Genomic DNA, 17,919 nt, shown 5'->3' with positions numbered 1-17,919 from the left:
GCCGGCGACGCGCCGCGATCGCCCCGGTCGTCTCGACCGCCTCGTCTGCCCCGCCGTTTTTTCACCTCCCGCGACTGAGTTGATTCCATGACCGACATCCCCGCCACGATACGGGACGCGTTCGAGCACACCGACTACGACCTCGGCGACGTCGCGGTCAACCGGCAGCAGGTGCGCGTTCCGGTCCTCCAGGAGGGGGCCGACCCCGACGCGCTCCGCGCGGTGATCGAGGAGGCGCTCGGCGCGGACGCCGTCGTCGGCGTCACCGTGAGCACGGAGACGATCGACGGCGAGGACACCATCGGCACCGTCGTCTCCTTCCAGCACCGCCCGTGACGCGGTACGATTAAGCGTGCGGTACCCCTACTTGACGGTCGAACGATGACGTCCGACGACGGACACGACGGCGCACAGTACCTCGCCGGATCGCCGGTCCGGGTCGCGGTCCTCCGGGCGCTCCGGCGGGAGCCGCGCCGTCCGGCGGACCTGACGGACGCGGTCGACGCGACCCGGACGACGGTCCAGCGGATCCTCGGGGGGTTCCGCGAGCGCGACTGGGTCGTCAAGCGCGACGCGGCCTACCACGTGACGCCGACGGGGGAACGCGTTCACGACGCGTACGAGGCCCTGCTCGACGAGGTGGAACTGGCCGACCGGTACGGGGGGTTCGCCGCCGACCTCGAGCGCGTGGACGCCGGGTTCCCCGCGGAGGCGGTCGACGCCGGCAAGTTGACCGTCGCAAGCGACCAGAATCCGCTCGCCGCGGTCGACCGGATCACCGAGCTCCTCCGAGAGGGCTGTGGCACCGAGATCCGCGCGGTCTCGCCGATCGTCATCCAGCAGTTCAACCGCGCGGCCGCGGCCGCGCTCGACGCCGGCGCGGAGGTCGAACTCGTCATCGACCGCGACGTGGTCGAGGCGTCGATCTCCGATTTCGGTCCGGCGACCGACCGCGCGCTCGACGACGACGACGCGACGGTGTACGTCTCGCCCGACCCCGTCGAGTACGGGCTGTTCAGGCGCGACGACGTCGCCTGCGTGACGGCGTACGACCGGCGGAACAACCCCCGGTGCGTGCTGGAGTCCACCGACTCGACGGTGGTCGAGTGGGTCGACGACCGGTTCGAGTCGCTCGTGGCCGAGGCTCGGAAACTGTCCGCAGTCCTCGAGAACGCCTGATTCGGCGGCCGCTACGCTCCGCCTGTTACATTCCGCCTGTTACATTCCGCCTGTTACATTCCGCCTGTTACACTCCGCTTGTCACGCTCGACCGACTACGCGTCCGATTGGCCCTCGTTGCCGTCGGGAGTGTCACCTCGTCCGGCGTCGCGGTCGGTAGCGTCGTCCGGTTCGGCGTCGCGGTCGAAGTTGGCGGGGACGACCGTCGGGTGGTCGATGCCGACGGAGGGGGTGCTCGCGCTCATGGCTCTGTATACGCGTAGGCGACGACCCGACTAAAAATTACCCATGGGCATAACGCATCCCGTCCGCCGACGGGTATGTCTCGGAGTTATTCGCCGAACTCGTCCGCATACAGGTCCTGCGCGTGTTCGATCGCCTCTTTGGCGGTCGCCTTGTCCTCCCACCCGAGGGTCTCGACCTCCTTGCCGGGCTCGAGGTTCTTGTAGGTCGAGAAGAACTCGTCTATCTCGTCGCGGATCTGCTGGGGGATGTCCTCGAGGTCCTCGATGTGGTCGAAGCGGGGGTCCTCGGTAGGCACCGCGATCACCTTGTCGTCCTGCTCGCCGTCGTCGTCCATCTTCATGAGCGCGACGGGGCGGGCCTCGACGACGCAGCCGGGGAACGTCTGGTCCTCGACGAGCACCATCACGTCGAACGGATCGCCGTCGTCGTAGTACGACTGCGGGATGAATCCGTAGTCGTACGGGTAGTGGACGTTCGAGTGGAGCACGCGGTCGAGGACGACGCCGGGAATGTCCTTGTCGTACTCGTACTTGTTCCGCTCGCCCTTGAGGCACTCAACGACCGCGTAGATCTCGTCGGGCGCGTCCGGCCCCGTTTCGAGCTCCTCCCAGAGGTTGACCATGTGACCGACATTCGGTCCATGGGTAGCAAAGTCCTTTCGGGTTCTCGGCGCCGACGAAGCGGCGGCGCGCCGAGCGTCTCCCCCACGTTGTCGACCGCTTTCGGCGAGATCAACCGGTTGACCGGGTGTCACATCCTGTTCGAAAACCACCGCATTTCCGACGAATCGTCACGTATTTGCCGTCTCAATCGGTAATCAGTCGAATACGGCCCTTTGCCCGAATCTCCGGTCTCGTCGCCGTAGTCTCCGATATCGGCAACTGCTCGGGGGTTCCGGGAGAGTTTGATATTTAAATACTGATGAACCTTGAGAAAGGTTATAAGTTCGGCTACCCTTCAGATATCTATGTCAGAGGCACAAACAGTCACTGATGCGGAGGCACCGCGGTCGGCGGCGGAACTGACGGCGTTCCAACAGAACATCCTCACAATCCTCTCGGAGGAACCCATGTACGGGCTCGCTGTCAAGCGCGAGCTCGAATCGTACTACGGCTCCGAGGTCAACCACGGCCGGCTCTACCCGAACCTCGACGACCTGGTCGCGGACGGGTTAGTCGAGAAGAGCGAGCTCGACAAGCGGACGAACCAGTACGAGCTGACCGAGGCCGGGCACGACGCGGTCCTCGGCCAGCTGGAGTGGGTCCTCGACCGGTTCGTCACCGACGAGGCGCGCGCCGACGAGATCCGGGCGCTCCTCGACGAGTAACTTCCGAGGACACCGCGGGACGCATCGACGCGAAACCGACGCGATTTTTGGCACACACGCGCGGTGAAAACCGCGCACTTCGACCCGCTGAGCCGCCGCTCCGTCGACTACGACGGCTCGGGTCCGTCGACTACGACTGTTCCGGTCCGTCGACGTCGGCGGCGACCGACTCGATCACCGTCAGCGACTCCTCGACGACGGCGAGCTGCTCGTCGGTCGGCCAGCCGTTGCGCGGCAGGTACTCCTCGCGGAACTCCTCGCGCACTTCGAGGGTCGCGTCGTCGACCGCGCGGACGTAGTGGTTGCTCATGAACGCCGCGAAGCTGCGGGCGGTGTCGGCGTGGACCGCGTCGTGGCGCTCGGCGACCGCGTCGGCGACCGCCTCGTTGTAGGCGGCGATCTCGTCGTACCGGTCGGCGTCGCCCGGCCCCGACAGCGACACCTCGACGGCCCGGTCGGTGGTCTCGATCCGGTCGAGCTGGACCGTCCCGTCGGCCATCCACTCGTCGGGGTACAACACGAGGGTGTCGTCGTCCTCGCGGAGCCGCGGGACGTAGTCGTGGCCCGAGACGAGCTCGTCGCGTCGCTCGCGGTAGAACGCGGCGGCCGCGTCGTCCTCGGTCCGCCGGGCGAGCCGCGTGAGCCGCTCCGCCTCGTCGACGACGTCGACGGGCACGTCCGGGACGCGGTCGTCGTCGTCGCCGCTCTCGGCGCCGTCGCCGTCACCCGTCTCGTCGCCCCCGGCATCGTCGGCCGCGGCGTCGCCCTCGGCCGTTTCGGCGGCCATCATCTCCCGCGCCCGTTCCTTCGCCCACTCCGGGGGTTCGTCGTTAGTTCGCGTCATCGAGTGCCTCGTTCGCCAGATCGTCGGCGCGCGCGTTTATTTCTCGCGGAACGTGGCCGATCGACCAGCGGTCGAACCGCTCCAACAGCTCCCGGGCGCGGACCCGCTTCTCTCGCAGCTCGGGGTCGTTGGCGTCCCACTCCCCGCGTACCTGCTTGACGATCAGCTCGGAGTCACCGCGGACGTCGATCTCGTCGAAGCCGTACTCATCGGCGGCTTCGAGCGCCCGGATCAGCGCGGCGTACTCGGCCTGGTTGTTGGTGACCCGCCCGATCCGCTCGCCGCCCTCGGCGACGACGCCGTCGGACGTGACGAGACACCAGCCGACCGCGCCCGGGCCGGGGTTCCCGCGGGACGCGCCGTCGAAGTAGACGTGCGCGCGGCCGCCCCCCTCGCGGATGACGTTCGTCAGCCGCGTCGGGTCGCTTCCCTGTACCACGACCTTGTCGTCGTACGCGACGGCGACGGCCCCCTCCCGCTCGGCGCGCCACCGCTCGTGGGCGGTGTTCCCCGGCTCGATCCGAACGCCGGCGTCCTCGAGACGGGCCCGCGCGGTCGCCGGATCACAGTCGATCGTCGGCATTCGGTCGGGCTCCGCGCTCGCGGGACAAAGGGCTGTCCGTCCGGGCCGTCATCGCGTCTCTCCGACCTCGGAACGGAGGTCGTCGACTCCGTGCTACAAACCCGCATACTCACGAACTTTTAAGTCAAACCATTTGGATAGTATATAAATGCGATGACACGGCCAACCCGGCAACGGGATCACGACCGGCAGCGTGTGCGGGACGAGGACGCCGACGAGACCGAAACCGACGCCGAGGGGGTCGACGCGGACGAGTTGGACCCCGAAGACTTCGATCCGGAGGAGCTCACGAGGACGGCCGACGGGGAACTGATACACGAGGAGACGGGGATGATCATCGAGGAGGAGCAGATCGATCCCGGCCCGGAGTGGCGCGCGTTCAACCACTCGGAGCGCCAGGAGAAGTCGCGCGTCGGCGCCCCGACGACGAAGACGATGCACGACAAGGGGCTGACGACGACGATCGACTGGAAGGACAAAGACGCGTACGGCCGCTCTATCTCCTCGAAGAAGCGGTCACAGATGCACCGGCTGCGGAAGTGGCAGGAGCGGATTCGGACGAAGGACGCGGGCGAGCGCAACCTCCAGTTCGCGCTCTCGGAGATCGACCGCATGGCGAGCGCGCTCGGGGTGCCGCGCTCCGTCCGGGAGGTCGCCTCGGTCATCTACCGACGGGCCTTGAACGAGGACCTCATCCGCGGCCGCTCGATCGAGGGCGTCTCCACCGCCGCGCTCTACGCCGCCTGTCGCAAGGAGGGGATCCCCCGGTCGCTCGAGGAGATCTCCGACGTCTCCCGGGTCGACCGCAAGGAGATCGGCCGGACGTACCGCTACATCTCTCAGGAGCTCGGCTTAGAGATGCGTCCGGTCGACCCGAAGAAGTACGTCCCCCGCTTCTCCTCCGAGCTCGATCTGAGCGAGGAGGTCCAGTCGAAGGCCAACGAGATAATCGAGACGACCGCCGAGCAGGGGCTCCTCTCCGGGAAGTCCCCGACCGGGTACGCGGCCGCAGCGATCTACGCGGCCTCCCTGCTCTGTAACGAGAAGAAGACCCAGCGCGAGGTCGCCGACGTCGCGCAGGTGACCGAGGTCACCATCCGCAACCGGTACCAAGAGCAGATCGAAGCGATGGGGATCCACAGCTAGGCGCCGCCGACTCGGTCGTTCTCTCCGCTCCGGACTCTTTTTAATCCGCTCGCTCGCCAGCAACGTTCAAGCCGCCGCGCCGTCAACGTTCGGTCGAATGCGGCTCGACGAGTTCATCGAGTTCGAGGCGAACGAGCGCGCCGAGCGGCGGCGCCTCGCCGCCGAGAAGGACTACGGTATCCTCGACCACCTCGACTCCTTCGAGCGGCGCTTCGAGGAGCACGTCTCCGACGACGCCGTGGTCGGTAGCGTCTCTCCCTCCATCTTCGTCGGTCGCTCGGACTACCCGAACGTCTCGACCGGGCTGCTCTCGCCGGTCGGCCGCGAGGAGCGGGCGGACGCGTTCGAGACCTCCGCGGCGTGGTACGACGAGGGCGTTTCCATCGCGGACGTGTTCGACCGCCGGACGAGTCTGCTCAACTCGGCGCAGGGAGTCGACGTGAGGGACGCCGGCGCGACCGGCGGGGTGAAGTCGATCGGGGGCAGCAGCGGTCCCGCCGCGAGCGTCCACGACGCGTGGGACGGCTGGCTCGGCGTCCAGCGCGAGGTCGCGATCGCCGACCGCCCGGTCGACGTCGAGATCGGGCTCGACGGGCGGCCGGACCTCGACTTCGACGTCGGGACGCAGGACATCAAGACGCCGACCGGACCGCGCGCGGCCGCCCGCACGGCCGAACTCGGGGAGAACCCGCACGTCCCGCGACCCGTACAGAAGACCCTCGAAGACGACGACTGGCGCGCGGAGGGGGCGATGACGTACCTCTACCGCCGCGGCTTCGACGTGTACGAGATCAACACGATCCTCTCGGCGGGCGCGCTCGGCCGCGGCGAGAACCGGCGACTCGTCCCGACGCGCTGGTCGATCACGGCGGTCGACGACACGGTCGGCCAGTTCCTCCGCGGGTCGATCCGCGACAGTCCGACGGTCGACCGGGTCGAGGTCCACCGGAACGAGTACCTCGGCAACGCCTTCTGGGTCGTTCTGGTGCCGGGGCGGTGGGAGTACGAGCTCGTCGAGATGAAGTCGCCCGGCTCCATCTGGAACCCGGACCCCGAGGCGGGCGTCTCCCTCTCGGCCGCCAGCGAGGGCCGCGAGGGGCGGACCGGCTACGTCGAGGAGACCGCCGGCGCCTACTACGCGGCCCGGCTGGGCGTCCTCGAACACCTCGACGATCGCGGGCGACAGGCGAAGGCGCTCGTCTTGCGCCACGTCTCCGACGACTACTGGGGTCCCGTCGGCGTCTGGCAGGTGCGCGAGGCCGTCCGAAACGCCTTCGAGGGGGAGCGCGGCACCGCCGAAACGTTCGGCGAGGCTGTCCGCGGCGTCGCCGAGCACCTCCCGGTCTCGCTCGGTCGCCTCCGCAGAAAATCGACGATGGCCGCCGGGCTCCAAGCGAACCTCGGCGACTTCGTCGACGCCGGGTGAGACGGCAAACACCGCGGAACGACCCCGCCCGAGCGCTTTAGTCGCGGCGCCGAGTGGGTGGCGCATGGTTCCAACGGTCCCCGCGTTCGGCGGCGTCCCCGCCGGCCCAGAGCTCGTGATCATCATGCTAATCGCCGTCCTCCTCTTCGGCGTTCCCCTCGTCGTCATCGCTGGAGCGGTGCTGTTCCTCAAACTGCGCTCGGACGGCGAGGAGGCTGACGCCGACCGCATCGCGGAGCTGGAGGCGGAGGTCGAACGACTCCGCGAGAAGGTGGAGGACGAACCGAGGCAGAAAGACGAGCGCGACGGCGACGATCGCTTATAAATAAGGAGGCGGTGGCGCGCGCCTCCGAGCGGCCGCCCTCGGCGGCCGCGAGGAGCGCCGCGCGAGGGACGCGGTGAGCGCTCGGAGAGCGCGAACCGCGAGGCTGGGGCTTTGGAGGTGGTCCCCACCGATCTGTAGTCAGCTATTATAAGCGAGCGGCTGGGGCTTTTGGCAGTGTTCACCGCAGAGTTGTCGACAGCTTATAAACACCACCCGCTAACGGTTCACCCCCGGCATAAATCCCGCACCGCCTCTCTGAGCCGCTCGCTCCCCCCTTCGATGTTCCCGGTCAGTCCTCCGCCCAGTAGTACAGCTCCTCGCGCGGCGCGTCGCAGTTCGGGCAGTTTTCGGGGAGCTCCTTGCCGATCTCGCCCATCTCGCCGCACTCCCAGCAGCGCCACATCACGTAGGCGGTGCCGAACACGTCGCGGGCGTCGGTGAGCGTCAGCGGCTCCGACCCGGACGGCGACGAGACGTAGAAGCCGTCGTCGTCGACTCCGCGAACCGTCCCGAGCTGGTCCCCGTCCTCGTCGTAGACGGTCTGTCCGATGCTCACGTCGGCGAATACGGGTTCTTCGGAGGCCATGTGCGGGCGGTACGAGCCGCTCCCTCATAAGTGTGGTACGTGAACCCGACACACGACAGCCGTGAATCGCCCTGTGTCGACGCAACACCGACGAGAACGGCCCGACTCAGGCCACGGGCGTCCGCTCGACGACGGTGCCGTCGGCGGTCGGGTACTGCTCGACGATCTCGCCGCGGGCGAGGTCGCCGTCCTCGACCATCTCCTCGAGGAGCCACCACGCGACCTCGACGTGGTCCGACTTGACGGTGTAGAACTGCTCGGGGACGCCGAGCGCCTCGAAGCGGTCGGGGTCGGCGAACGCCTTCCCGTAGACGAGGGTGCCGTCGTCGGTCACCTCGTCGAACTCGCGCCGGATGTTCTCCGCCATCCGCTTGAGCCGGTTCCGGTGTTGGGCGGCGTCCTTGAAGACGGACGTACAGAAGTACACCTTCTCGTGGCTCGCCATCTCGGAGACGATGGCGTCGTCTTTCGACCCCTCGACGGCGGACATGTGCCCCTCCTGGAGTTCGAACCCCTCCTCCTGCATCCGGCGGTAGTTGCCGTCGGACATCTCGAACTCGTTAATGTTACAGAACTCCGCGGCGCCCTCGTCCAAAAAGTCGAGGAACTCCGGCTCCGCGCGGATGCCGGGGATCTCGAAGGCGGGCGTGAGCCCCTCCTCGCGGGCGATGTACAGGATCTCCTCCCACTCGGTCCCGTGCATGTCGCCCCACAGCTCCAGCGGCGGGTGGAAGCGGATCTCGTCGAGCCCCGCCTCCGAGAGCCGGCGCATGTTCTCGCGGCCGCCGGTGATACCCGTGTACAGGTGGGTGTGGTGGTCCTCGCCGAACTCGTCTTTCAGCAGCTCGAGGTAGCGCGTCGTCTTCGCCATCGCCTCCTGCGGTTCGCCGCCGGTGATCGAGGTGCCGAGCGCGCTCATGCGCTTGGCCTCCGCGATCACGTCCTCGTCGGACTCGACCTTCCGCTCGTTGGCGTACACGTCGGTGACGTTCTTCCGGTTCTCTCCGAGGGGGCAGTAGAAGCAGTCCCGTTGGTCGCAGTAGCCGTAGACGAACAGCACCATCTTGCCGCCTTTGGCGCACTGTTCGCAGCCCTTGGAGATCATCTACCCGTCCATACCGGCCGCGGCCTGAAAAAGCGTCCGAACCATGCGCTCCCGGGAGAGGCGTTCTCACGGTGGTGTTCTCACGATGGTGTTCTCACAGTGGCGCTCCGCGGGGGCGCCCCCGCCGTTTCCGCCCCCGAAACGAACACAAAGTATGTACCGCCGCCCGCGCGAGGACGGGCATGACCAGAGAGCCGACCGCAGACGAGAGAGCCGAGTCAGCCGACGCGGAGTCGTTCACTCGCCGTCGCGCCCTCGCCGCCGGCGGCGCGGTCGCGCTCGCCGGCCTCGCCGGCTGCACCGCGTACGACGTGGTCAGCGGCGACGAGCCCGCGGAGTTCGCCGCCGGGACCGCGACGGTCGCCGACGCGACGCTCTCGGAGAGCGGCTACGAGCTCAACGAGGTGACCGACGAGACGCTCGCCCGAGAGGTCGAGGTCGCCGGCCAGACGCGCGAGGTCCGCGTGACGAACACCGTCGCGGAGTACGACAAGGCGGTCGAGCTGTTCGGCCAGCGCTACCAGGCCGCCGTCTTTGCCGCGGTGACGACGCCGCAGATACAGGTCCTCGGACGGGCGCTCAATCCGATCGCCGAGATGGGGACCCGCGAGCGCGCCGAGATCATCCTGAGCCGCTACGAGAACGTCGGCGATCTGGAACGCGGCTCGGAGTACTCGACGACGGTCCTCGACGCCGAGGCCGACGTCGTCGTGTACACGGCCGACGCCGAGATCGAGGGCACGGGCGCGAGCACGGAACTGGAGCTCCACATCGGCGAGCCGGTCGCGGCCGGCGACGACTTCGTCCTCCCGCTCGCGGCGTACCCGACCACCTTCAGCGACGGCGAGAACGTCCGCCAGATGATGAACGGGATCGAACACGAGCCGGCGTCGGACGGCGACTGAGCGGAGCCGGTCGAGGAGACGCGGCCGGCACACGGGCCGGACACTCCCGCCCGGTGCGCCGCCGCCCCGAGCCGAAAACATATGACGGCCCCTCGCCTAGCGTCGCGTAATGCTGTTGGTCCTCTGTGTCGACCTCGACGACGACCTCGGCCGGAAGACGGGGATCCCCACCCCGGTGATCGGCGCCGACGACGTCACCGAGGCCGCCGTCGCGCTCGCGACGGCCGACCCGGAGGACTCGGACGTGAACGTCCTCTTCCAGGGAGTGAACGTCCACGACGAGCTGGCGGCCGGCGGCGAGGCGGTCGAGGTCGCCGCCGTCACCGGCGTCGACGGCTCCGACGTGAAGGCGAACCGCGCGGTCGGCAAGGAGGTCGACCGCGTCCTCGCCGAGCTGTCGACCGGCGAGGAGGTCTCCGCGGTCGTGATCACCGACGGCGCGCAAGACGAGTCCGTCCTCCCGGTGATCCGCTCGCGGATGCCGATCGACGGGATGCGTCGCGTCGTCGTCCGACAGGCGCAGGACCTCGAATCGCTCTACTACACGATCAAGCAGGTGCTCGCGGACCCCGAGACCCGCGGGACGATCCTGGTGCCGCTCGGCGTCCTCCTCCTCATCTACCCGCTGGTCGTCGTCGCGAACCTCTTCGACGTCGCCGGCGCGGCCGTCCTCGGGATCCTCTCCGGCATCGTCGGCCTCTACTCGCTGTTCCGCGGGCTCGGACTGGAGGAGACCGTCGACGGGGCGGCCTCGACGGTGCGGAACGTCCTCTACACGGGGCGGGTGACCCTCGTTACCTACGTCGTCGCGCTCGCGCTGATCGTGGTCGGCGGCGTCCAGGGAATGGAGACGATCGAGGCCGTCACCGCGGTCCGCGGCGGGTCGATCACGGCCGGCGTGACCCTCGCCGCGTTCGTCCACGGCTTCGTCCAGTGGCTCGCGGTCGCCGGCGTCACCTCCAGCCTCGGGCAGATCACCGACGAGTACCTCGGCGGGCGGTTCCGGTGGCGGTACCTCAACGCCCCCTTCTACGTGCTCTCCATCGCGGTCGTGCTGTACGCCGTCTCCGGCTTCTTCCTGCCCGAGGCGCAGGGCGTCACGTCGCTCGGGCTCTCCGACCTCGCGATGGCGCTCGCGGCCGGGACGCTCACCGCCGTGTTGAGCACGCTCGCGTTCGCCGTCGCGGAGTCGCAGCTCCCGTCGACGGCCGGCGTCGGCGAGCGGAAGAGCGGCTAGTCGGCGCGGCGATATTTAAAAGGCGTCCGGGGCGCTACCGCGGCGTCCACTCCTCGCAGGCGTCCATGTCGTCCATCAGCTCGTCGTAGTGGCCGCAGTACGGCTGCATTCCCTGATCGGTCCGGACGTAGTCGAAGTGGGCGCAGTTCCCGCAGTAGGTGTCGCCGGGGCCGTCGCGGGCGGCGGCGTCGACGCCGGGCGAGATGTCGGGGCCCTCGCCGCCGGCCTGCCCTTCCGATCCCGTCCCCGCGGGTCCGGACGGTCCGGCCGCTTTTCCCGCGTCGTTGATGGGCGAACGGATATCGGTCCCGGCCTCGCCGCCGTCGCTCACGCCGGCGGCACCGCTCCCTCGCGCGCTCCGGCCGCCGCGGTCGCCCGAGACGTTCGCGGACGAGCCCGTGCCGACGCCGGTCCCCGTTCCCGAGCCAGCCGGCGATCCGTTCCCGGGTGTCGACCCGTTGCCGGCGGAGCGGCCGCTCCCGGTCGGCGCGGCGGTCCGATCGTCGCGGTCCGGTCGGTTCGTCTGCGTCTCGACGTCTCCGTCGGGCGTGCCGCCGAGGAGGCCGACGCCGCCCATCCCCTCGACTTGGTCGCGGCCGACCTCGATGATCTTCGTCTCGCCCTTGTGGGTCACCTCCATCGTGACGGTGCCGCCGGGGTCGTTTCGCGTCTTGAAGTTGGCGACGCCGATGAACACGCTCCACAGCGTCGTCGCGGCGCCGACGAAGTACAGCCCCGCGGTCGGCAGCGTGAGGTCGGTCAGCTCCGGCCGCGGCCCGCTGACCCAGTGGTATGGGTAGGCGTACGCGAACAGCGCGACGCCGAGGCACATCACGCTCGCCCCGACGACGGCCGCGACGCGCGTGTTGCGGTCCGCGGGGAGCACGGTCATCACGCCGAGTAACACCAACGGGACGCCCACGCCGCCGAGCACGCCGCCGAGCCGCCGCGCTTCGCCGGAGCTGTAGCCGCTCGGGAGAGTGACCTCCGCGGCGACGAGGAGCCCGACGACGAGCAGGAGGGTTCCGGCGACGAACGAGCCCACGCCGAGGTACAGCCGACGCGGGTCGACCTCGGAGCGCCCCCGTCCGCCGTACGCCTCCGAGAGACTGGTCATACGCGGCCTACGTCGTCCTCCCTGAAAACAGTATGTCAGACGTTCGCCCGCGGCGGGGGACGGAGCGGGGGTGACGAGGCGGGTCGGGAGCGTCGTCGCCGCGACCGACACCGGGACCCCCGCCTAGACCAGCGCGCCGATGTCGACGTTCGCGTTGAGCAGCTCCGCCATCCGGTCGACCGTGCGCGCGTCCCGGGTCCGCCCGCTGCGGACGATCCCCTCGGCGCGGTCGATCGCGGTGACGGTGTCGGTGTTCACCGCGAGCACGGGCTTGCCCGCGTCGGCCGCCTTCCCGAGCACCGCGCCGGAGGGGCGGTGGCCGCCGGTCAGGACGAGACACGCGACGCCCGAGGCCTCGAGCGCCGCGGTCTGGACGTCGGCCCGGTCGCCGCCGGTGATGACGGCGGCGTCGCGGGCGCGCCGGAAGTACCGCAGCGCCTCGTCGCCGCCCATCGCGCCGACGAGGAAGCGCTCGACGAAGCCGTCGGTCGGCGCGTCGGTGAGCAGCTCGGCGCCGAGCTCGTCGGCGAGTTCGCCGACGGTGACGCCGGCGAGCTCCTTCTCGTGGGGGATCGCGCCGAAGACGGTGATCCCCCGCGACTCGAGGAACGGGATCCCGTCCTGGTCCAGCGAGTCGAACGCGTCGTCGGAGACCTTGTTGAAGACGACGCCGGCGAGCCGGTCGCCGAAGGCGTCGGCGGCCGCGAGCACGTCGTCGAGGTCGTTCGGCGAGCCGTACCCCGCGACGAGCACCACTCGCGCGTCGAGCAGCTCCGCGATGTCGACGTCAGTCAGGTCGACGACGCCGCCGGTGGTCCAGCTGGTGGCGCCCTCGACGAACATGTGGTCACGGTCGGCCGCGAGCTCCTCGTACTCCTCGCGGATCCGGTCGCTGAGGGCGTCGGGGTCCTCGGTGCCGCGGATCGCGCCCTCGACGAACGTCGGCGAGTAGACGACGGGCTCCATCTGGTGCATCTCGGAGTCGAGGCCGAGCACGTCGCGGGCGAGCATGGGGTCCTGGTCGAGCGTCTTGCCGACGTTCGACTGCAGCCGGGTCCCCTTCGGCTTCATGTAGCCGACGCTGCGGTCGCGGTCGGCGGCGAGCCGCGCGAGCGCGACGGTTATCGCTGTCTTTCCGGCGCCTTCTCCGGTCGCGGTGACGAGTGTCGTGGTGGTGTCTGTCATGAGTCGAGTTCCTCCGGGTCAACGGTGAGTCTCACGTCGACGGCGGCGGCGTTCGTGCCGCCGTCGGCGTCGGGCAGTGCGACGAGCGGGTTGATGTCGAGCTCCAAGATGGCCGGGAAGTCGGTGACCAGCTGGGAGAGCCGACCGATCGTCTCGACGACGGCGTCGACGTCGACCGGGTCGCGGCCGCGGGCGCCGCGCAGCAGCGGCGCCGACTGGATCTCCTCGGTCATCTCGCGGGCCTCCGGCTCCGAGACGGGCGCGACGCGGAAGGTGGTGTCCTCCATCACCTCCACGAAGATGCCGCCGAGCCCGAACATCAGCAGCGGGCCGAACTGCGGGTCGCGGTTCATGCCGACGATCGTCTCGACCCCGTCGTCGAGGTCGACCATCTCCTGCACCTGCACGCCGAGCAGGGTCGCGTCCGGCTGGTAGTTGCGCGCGCGGGTGATCAGGTCCTCGTAGGTGTCCGCCACCTCGGCGTCCTCGACGCCGACGGCGACGCCGCCGATGTCGGACTTGTGCAGGATGTCCGGCGAGACGATCTTCATCACGACGTCGCCGTCGATCCCGGCCGCGACCTCGGCGGCGCGCTCGGGCGAGTCGACGATCTCGCCGGCGGGCGTGGGAATCCCGTACGCGTCGAGCAGCTCCATCGCCTCGACGCCGAGGCGGTTGTCGTCGCGGTCGCGCACCGTCCCGAGGATCTCCGCGGCGCGCTCGCGGTCGACGTCGAACGACATCGGCGCCGCGTACTCGCGCTCCTTGATGTCGCGGTACCGCGCGAGCGTCGCGACGCTCTCGATCCCGCGGGCGGGGTCGAAGTAGCAGGGGATCCCCCGCGCCTGCAGCTGCTGTTTCGGCTCGCGCGTCCGGTCGCCGCCCATCAGGCAGGCGGCGACGGGCGCGTCCATCTCCTCGCTGACCGCCTCGATGGCGTCCGCGAGGTCCGCGAAGTCGATCGTCGCCGTCGGCGCGGCCAGCACGAGGGCGGCCCCGACGTTGTCGTCGGCGACGGTGATCTCCAAGGCCTCGCGGAAGCGCTCCACGTCGGCGTCGCCGATCACGTCGACGGGGTTGTGGATGTTCGCCTCGCCGGGCATCGACTCGGCGAGGGCGTCGGTCGTCTCGCCGGTGAACGACGCCATGTCGAGGTCGGCGTCGCCGACGGCGTCGGTCGCCATCACGCCGGGGCCGCCGGCGTTGGTGACGATGGCGACGCTGTCGGTGTCGGGGAGCGGCTGGCTGCCTAAGATTCCGGCCGAGTCGAACAGCTCGTCGACCGACTCGGCGCGGATGACCCCCGCCTGGTCGAGGCCGGCCTCGTACGCCTTATCGGAGCCGGCGAGGGTGCCGGTGTGCGAGGAGGCGGCCTGCGCGCCGGCGCTCGTTCGCCCCGACTTCACGGCGACGATCGGGGTGTCCTGCGTCGTCTCGCGGGCCGCCTCGATGAACTCGCGGCCGTCCTCGATCCCCTCGAGGTAGCCGATGATCACGTCGGTCTCCTCGTCCGATCCCCAGTGGTCGACGAAGTCGGTCTCGTCGAGGACGGCCTTGTTCCCGAGCGAGACGACGTCCTTGAAGCCGATCCCGTTGTCGTTGGCCCAGTCGAGGACCGCGGTGACGAACGCGCCCGACTGGCTCATAAAGGAGAGCCCGCCGGGAAGGGCGTTCTCCGGTCCGAACGTCGCGTTCATGCCCGAGGGGGTCGACATGATCCCCAGGCTGTTGGGGCCGACGAGGTTGAGGTCGTACTCGTCGGCTATCTCCGCGAGGCGCCGCTCCCTCGCCGCCCCGTCCTCTCCCGTCTCGCCGAACCCGGCGGTGATCACGACGACGTTCCGGACGCCCGCCTCGCCGCACGCCTCGATCGCGTCAAGCACGATCGAGGGCGGCACGACGACGACGGCCACGTCCGCGTCGGCGTCGGCCACCTCGTCGACGCAGGGCGTCCCGAGCACCTCGTCGTAGTTCGGGTTGACGGGAACGGTGTCGCCGTCGAAGTCGTCGAGCAGATTCGACGTGACGGCGCGACCGACGGCTCCCTCGCGGGCGGTCGCACCGACGACGGCGACCCGATCCGGGTCGAACAGCTCGTTGAGCGTACCCATCACTATTGTCCTACGTAAACCGGTGGCTTAAGATCCGTGGGAGCGTTTTCGGTAGCCGAGTCAATAACGAACGATCGGTCGGGAGTCGGCCGGTTCGATCGGTGGATCTCCTCTCGCCGGCTCGCGACCGCTCGGATCGACAGATCCGCGCCCTCCGTCTCCCCCTTATCAGTCCGTCTCTCCCTTATCAGTCCGTCTCTCCCTTATCAGTCCGTCTCCGTCCCGGCCCCCACTTCCGGGTCCGCTCCGCCACGTTCACCCGCGTCGATCCCGCCGTTCGCGCGTCCCACCGCCGTTCGCGGTCGGGCCGGCGGCGCCGAGAGACCCTCGGCCGCCTCCCGGCTGGCGGTCGGGACGCTGAGCGTGACGACGTTCCCGTTCGGATGGGTGTCGAAGGAGAGGTTGCCGCCCGACCGGTTCGCGACCCAGTACACGAGCCACAGACCCATTCCCCCCGTGTGGCGCAGGTCGTCCATCTCCCACCGGTCGGTGATGACGTACCGCTCCTCCGCCGGGATGGGCGGGCAGTTGTCGCGGATCGAGATCTCGACGGTTCCGTCGGTCTCGGTCGCGTCGACCCGGACGCGCGGTGTCGACTCCGCGTGCTCGATGGCGTTCTCGACGAGCTCGGCGATCGCGTAGTCCAGCTCCGGATGCGTGAACGCCTCCACGTTCCGCGGGTACGAGACGGAGACGCTCGCTGTGGGGTTGCCGTCGTCGCGCGATTCGTCGTCGCGCGATTCGTCGTCTCCCGATTTGTCGTCTCGCCACTCGTCGTCGGTCGGATCGTCGCCGGGCGCTTCGTCGGCGGTCGGGTCGGCGGCGGATCCGTCGTCGGCCGGTCCGCGGTAGCTGATGTCGATCTCCCCGCGGCCGTCGCAGTCGTCGACGACCATGTCGAGCGCCTCCTCGACGACGGGCGCGACCTCCACCGACTGCGGCGAGCCGCGCTGGCGCAGCAGGTCGATGACCTCCCGCTGCTTCTCGGCGCTCGTCAACAGATCGGAGGCGACCCGCCGGATCGTCTCGGCGTCCTCCGCGAGCTCCGCGCCGAGCTCCGCCAGCTCGGCCGGACCGTCGAGCGCTGCCTCCGCCCCGTCGATCTCCCACGCCTCCGGGTCGAACGCTTCGGCGGCGACCGCGCGGTCGGCGATCCGCTCCGCGGTCCCGTCGACGATGTTCATGTCGTTGCGGATCGTGTGCCGGAGCAGGTTGTCCATCACGGCGAGCTGCCGCTCCCGGCGGTACTCGTCGGTGACGTCCCGAGCGAACCCGGTGACTGCGACCACCTCGCCGCCCTCTACGACCGGGTCGCCGGGGACCCGAACCCACCGAGTGGCCCCGTCTTCCGTTCCGAGCCGGTAGTCGATCACCGTCGACTCGCCGGCGGAGAGCCGCTCCATCGCCCGCTCGACGTACGGCCGGTCGTCGGGGTGGACCGCGTCGAGGAAGCTCTCCGGGTTCCGTTCCAGGTACTCCTCGGAGACGCCGAACACCCGCTCGACGGCGTCGTTGACGAACAGCAGCTCCGACCAGTCCGCGGAGAACATCCAGAACACGTCCGGCGACACCGAGGCGATCGTCTCCAGCCGCCGCCGCGACTCCACCTCGTCGGTCACGTCGCGGGAGGTCAACACGTAGCCGTCGACCCCCGTCGAGGCGGGCGCGTGAACTCGCGTTCGGAGCCACGTCCACCCGCCGTCGGCGGTGCCGTAGCGGTATTCGAGCGGCTCGTCGGGCGCTGTCCCGCCGGCGACGATCGCGGCGAACGCCTCTCGGAGCCGTTCCTCGTCGTCGGGGTGGACGAGATCGAACGCGTTCCTTCCGACGAGTTCGTCCGGGTCGAACCCGATGACGTCGGCCGTGGCCGCGTTCAGGTGACGGTAGACCCCGTCCTCGTCGAGGACCACGACCTTGTCCTGAGCCAGGTCCAAGAGGGTTTCAGGGTCCGGTCCGTCGCGCATACGGAACGGGTTCGCCAGCCGGTATATAAGGCTGATCGCCCGATTATCACGAGGGAAAAACCGTTCGTCCGGTTAGTCGGCCGAGATTCCGGTCGTTTCTGCGGCCGGAGTGAGCGAGTCGACCGCCGCGTCCTCGACCGTCAGCGTGACGCCGTCGTCGCCGAGCTCGATCGCCGCGTCGGTGGCGCCGCGGCTGTACTCCGCGGCGTGGTCTCCCTCGGGATCGAAGCGGACGCCCTCGACCAGAAGCGGCGTCTCGCTCAGGCGCTCGACTTTCCGGTAGGCCGTCGACAGCGCGATGTCGCACGCGTCGGCCAGCTCTCTCGTCGTCATCGGCGTGTCGGCGGCGCCGAGGATCGCCCGGCAGTCGGAGTCAGAGAGGACGTCGAAGGTCGCGTCGAGCGTCTCGTCTCCCTCGGTCGCCGTCGTCGGTCCGGTCGCGTACGAGGCCTGTCGCTTCATGGATGTAGGTACCGGCTCCAGTCACCCCAACATCGCCCCTGCATATGAGGGGTGTTTTATAAGGGGTGCCGGATTCGCCGGTCTCGGGCCCTCATGCGTCGCTATCTCTTACCACACGTGCCGCAATATCTTGCCACACGAGACGTGAATGCTTACCGCACGCGGCGTGGG

At 69.2% G+C, this 17,919-nt stretch carries 19 protein-coding genes; 8 read left to right on the top strand and 11 right to left on the bottom strand.

What is annotated here, in order from left to right; translation table 11 throughout:
- The first annotated feature begins 87 nt into the window (after nucleotides 1-87).
- Together Hrr1229_RS04850 and Hrr1229_RS04845 are read left to right on the top strand one after the other, a co-directional pair.
- Entirely contained in the window at nucleotides 88-336 is a 249-nt protein-coding gene (locus tag Hrr1229_RS04850) for a hypothetical protein (RefSeq protein WP_123113935.1), read from the top strand.
- A 45-nt stretch (nucleotides 337-381) separates the two neighbouring features.
- Nucleotides 382-1,179, top strand: coding sequence for a transcriptional regulator (locus Hrr1229_RS04845; RefSeq protein ID WP_123113936.1), 798 nt, complete (start codon nucleotides 382-384; stop codon nucleotides 1,177-1,179).
- Between the two features lie 95 nt (nucleotides 1,180-1,274).
- Here Hrr1229_RS04845 and Hrr1229_RS04840 read toward each other — a convergent pair whose 3' ends face one another.
- Together Hrr1229_RS04840 and Hrr1229_RS04835 are read right to left on the bottom strand one after the other, a co-directional pair.
- Nucleotides 1,275-1,424, bottom strand: coding sequence for a hypothetical protein (locus tag Hrr1229_RS04840; protein WP_176329363.1), 150 nt, complete (start codon nucleotides 1,422-1,424; stop codon nucleotides 1,275-1,277).
- Nucleotides 1,425-1,510: 86 nt separating this feature from the next.
- Nucleotides 1,511-2,047, bottom strand: coding sequence for an inorganic diphosphatase (locus Hrr1229_RS04835; protein WP_123113937.1), 537 nt, complete (start codon nucleotides 2,045-2,047; stop codon nucleotides 1,511-1,513).
- A gap of 345 nt (nucleotides 2,048-2,392) precedes the next feature.
- Between Hrr1229_RS04835 and Hrr1229_RS04830 the strand changes: the two genes are divergently transcribed.
- On the top strand, nucleotides 2,393-2,752 hold the full coding sequence (locus Hrr1229_RS04830; protein WP_123113938.1) for a PadR family transcriptional regulator: 360 nt from the start codon (nucleotides 2,393-2,395) through the stop codon (nucleotides 2,750-2,752).
- Between the two features lie 130 nt (nucleotides 2,753-2,882).
- Here the strand turns inward: Hrr1229_RS04830 and Hrr1229_RS04825 are convergent, their stop codons facing one another.
- Complete coding sequence (locus tag Hrr1229_RS04825) at nucleotides 2,883-3,596, bottom strand: hypothetical protein (RefSeq protein WP_123113939.1); 714 nt, start codon at nucleotides 3,594-3,596, stop codon at nucleotides 2,883-2,885.
- Nucleotides 3,583-4,179: a ribonuclease HI gene (gene rnhA / locus Hrr1229_RS04820; protein WP_123113940.1), complete on the bottom strand. Its 597-nt coding sequence runs from the start codon at nucleotides 4,177-4,179 to the stop codon at nucleotides 3,583-3,585. Before rnhA ends, Hrr1229_RS04825 begins: the two co-directional genes overlap by 14 nt.
- A gap of 153 nt (nucleotides 4,180-4,332) precedes the next feature.
- Between rnhA and Hrr1229_RS04815 the strand changes: the two genes are divergently transcribed.
- From Hrr1229_RS04815 to Hrr1229_RS04805, 3 genes are all read left to right on the top strand, one after another.
- A complete protein-coding gene (locus Hrr1229_RS04815) occupies nucleotides 4,333-5,325 on the top strand; it encodes a transcription initiation factor IIB (RefSeq protein WP_123113941.1) in 993 nt (330 codons plus the stop codon).
- Between the two features lie 97 nt (nucleotides 5,326-5,422).
- Nucleotides 5,423-6,751 carry a DNA repair protein NreA gene (gene nreA / locus Hrr1229_RS04810; RefSeq protein ID WP_123113942.1) on the top strand — a complete coding sequence of 443 codons (1,329 nt, stop codon included), beginning with the start codon at nucleotides 5,423-5,425 and terminating at the stop codon, nucleotides 6,749-6,751.
- 64 nt (nucleotides 6,752-6,815) lie between these two features.
- Nucleotides 6,816-7,076, top strand: coding sequence for a preprotein translocase subunit TatA (locus Hrr1229_RS04805; RefSeq protein WP_123113943.1), 261 nt, complete (start codon nucleotides 6,816-6,818; stop codon nucleotides 7,074-7,076).
- Between the two features lie 289 nt (nucleotides 7,077-7,365).
- Here the strand turns inward: Hrr1229_RS04805 and Hrr1229_RS04800 are convergent, their stop codons facing one another.
- Nucleotides 7,366-7,662, bottom strand: a complete 297-nt coding sequence (locus Hrr1229_RS04800; protein WP_123113944.1) for a hypothetical protein — start codon at nucleotides 7,660-7,662, stop codon at nucleotides 7,366-7,368.
- A gap of 106 nt (nucleotides 7,663-7,768) precedes the next feature.
- Nucleotides 7,769-8,767, bottom strand: a complete 999-nt coding sequence (locus Hrr1229_RS04795; RefSeq protein WP_123113945.1) for a radical SAM protein — start codon at nucleotides 8,765-8,767, stop codon at nucleotides 7,769-7,771.
- Between the two features lie 182 nt (nucleotides 8,768-8,949).
- Here Hrr1229_RS04795 and Hrr1229_RS04790 point away from each other — a divergent pair, with 182 nt between their 5' ends.
- A complete protein-coding gene (locus tag Hrr1229_RS04790) occupies nucleotides 8,950-9,672 on the top strand; it encodes a DUF6517 family protein (RefSeq protein ID WP_123113946.1) in 723 nt (240 codons plus the stop codon).
- A gap of 109 nt (nucleotides 9,673-9,781) precedes the next feature.
- Nucleotides 9,782-10,909 (top strand): DUF373 family protein, encoded by a 1,128-nt coding sequence (locus tag Hrr1229_RS04785; protein ID WP_123113947.1) that lies wholly within the window; start codon nucleotides 9,782-9,784, stop codon nucleotides 10,907-10,909.
- A 34-nt stretch (nucleotides 10,910-10,943) separates the two neighbouring features.
- Here the strand turns inward: Hrr1229_RS04785 and Hrr1229_RS04780 are convergent, their stop codons facing one another.
- From Hrr1229_RS04780 to Hrr1229_RS04760, 5 genes are all read right to left on the bottom strand, one after another.
- Nucleotides 10,944-12,026, bottom strand: coding sequence for a hypothetical protein (locus tag Hrr1229_RS04780; RefSeq protein ID WP_123113948.1), 1,083 nt, complete (start codon nucleotides 12,024-12,026; stop codon nucleotides 10,944-10,946).
- 123 nt (nucleotides 12,027-12,149) lie between these two features.
- Nucleotides 12,150-13,211 (bottom strand): phosphotransacetylase family protein, encoded by a 1,062-nt coding sequence (locus Hrr1229_RS04775; RefSeq protein WP_123113949.1) that lies wholly within the window; start codon nucleotides 13,209-13,211, stop codon nucleotides 12,150-12,152.
- Entirely contained in the window at nucleotides 13,208-15,322 is a 2,115-nt protein-coding gene (locus Hrr1229_RS04770; protein ID WP_123113950.1) for an acetate--CoA ligase, read from the bottom strand. The genes Hrr1229_RS04775 and Hrr1229_RS04770 overlap by 4 nt, the downstream gene beginning before the upstream one ends.
- A gap of 206 nt (nucleotides 15,323-15,528) precedes the next feature.
- Nucleotides 15,529-17,286 carry a PAS domain S-box protein gene (locus tag Hrr1229_RS04765; RefSeq protein WP_123113951.1) on the bottom strand — a complete coding sequence of 586 codons (1,758 nt, stop codon included), beginning with the start codon at nucleotides 17,284-17,286 and terminating at the stop codon, nucleotides 15,529-15,531.
- A gap of 72 nt (nucleotides 17,287-17,358) precedes the next feature.
- Nucleotides 17,359-17,748, bottom strand: coding sequence for a helix-turn-helix domain-containing protein (locus Hrr1229_RS04760; RefSeq protein ID WP_123113952.1), 390 nt, complete (start codon nucleotides 17,746-17,748; stop codon nucleotides 17,359-17,361).
- Between the last annotated feature and the right edge of the window lie 171 nt (nucleotides 17,749-17,919).

This window comes from Halorubrum sp. CBA1229 (assembly GCF_003721435.2).
GTDB lineage: Archaea > Halobacteriota > Halobacteria > Halobacteriales > Haloferacaceae > Halorubrum.
Note: the sequence above shows the minus strand (reverse complement) of the source record. Positions and strands in the feature narration are given on the sequence as shown.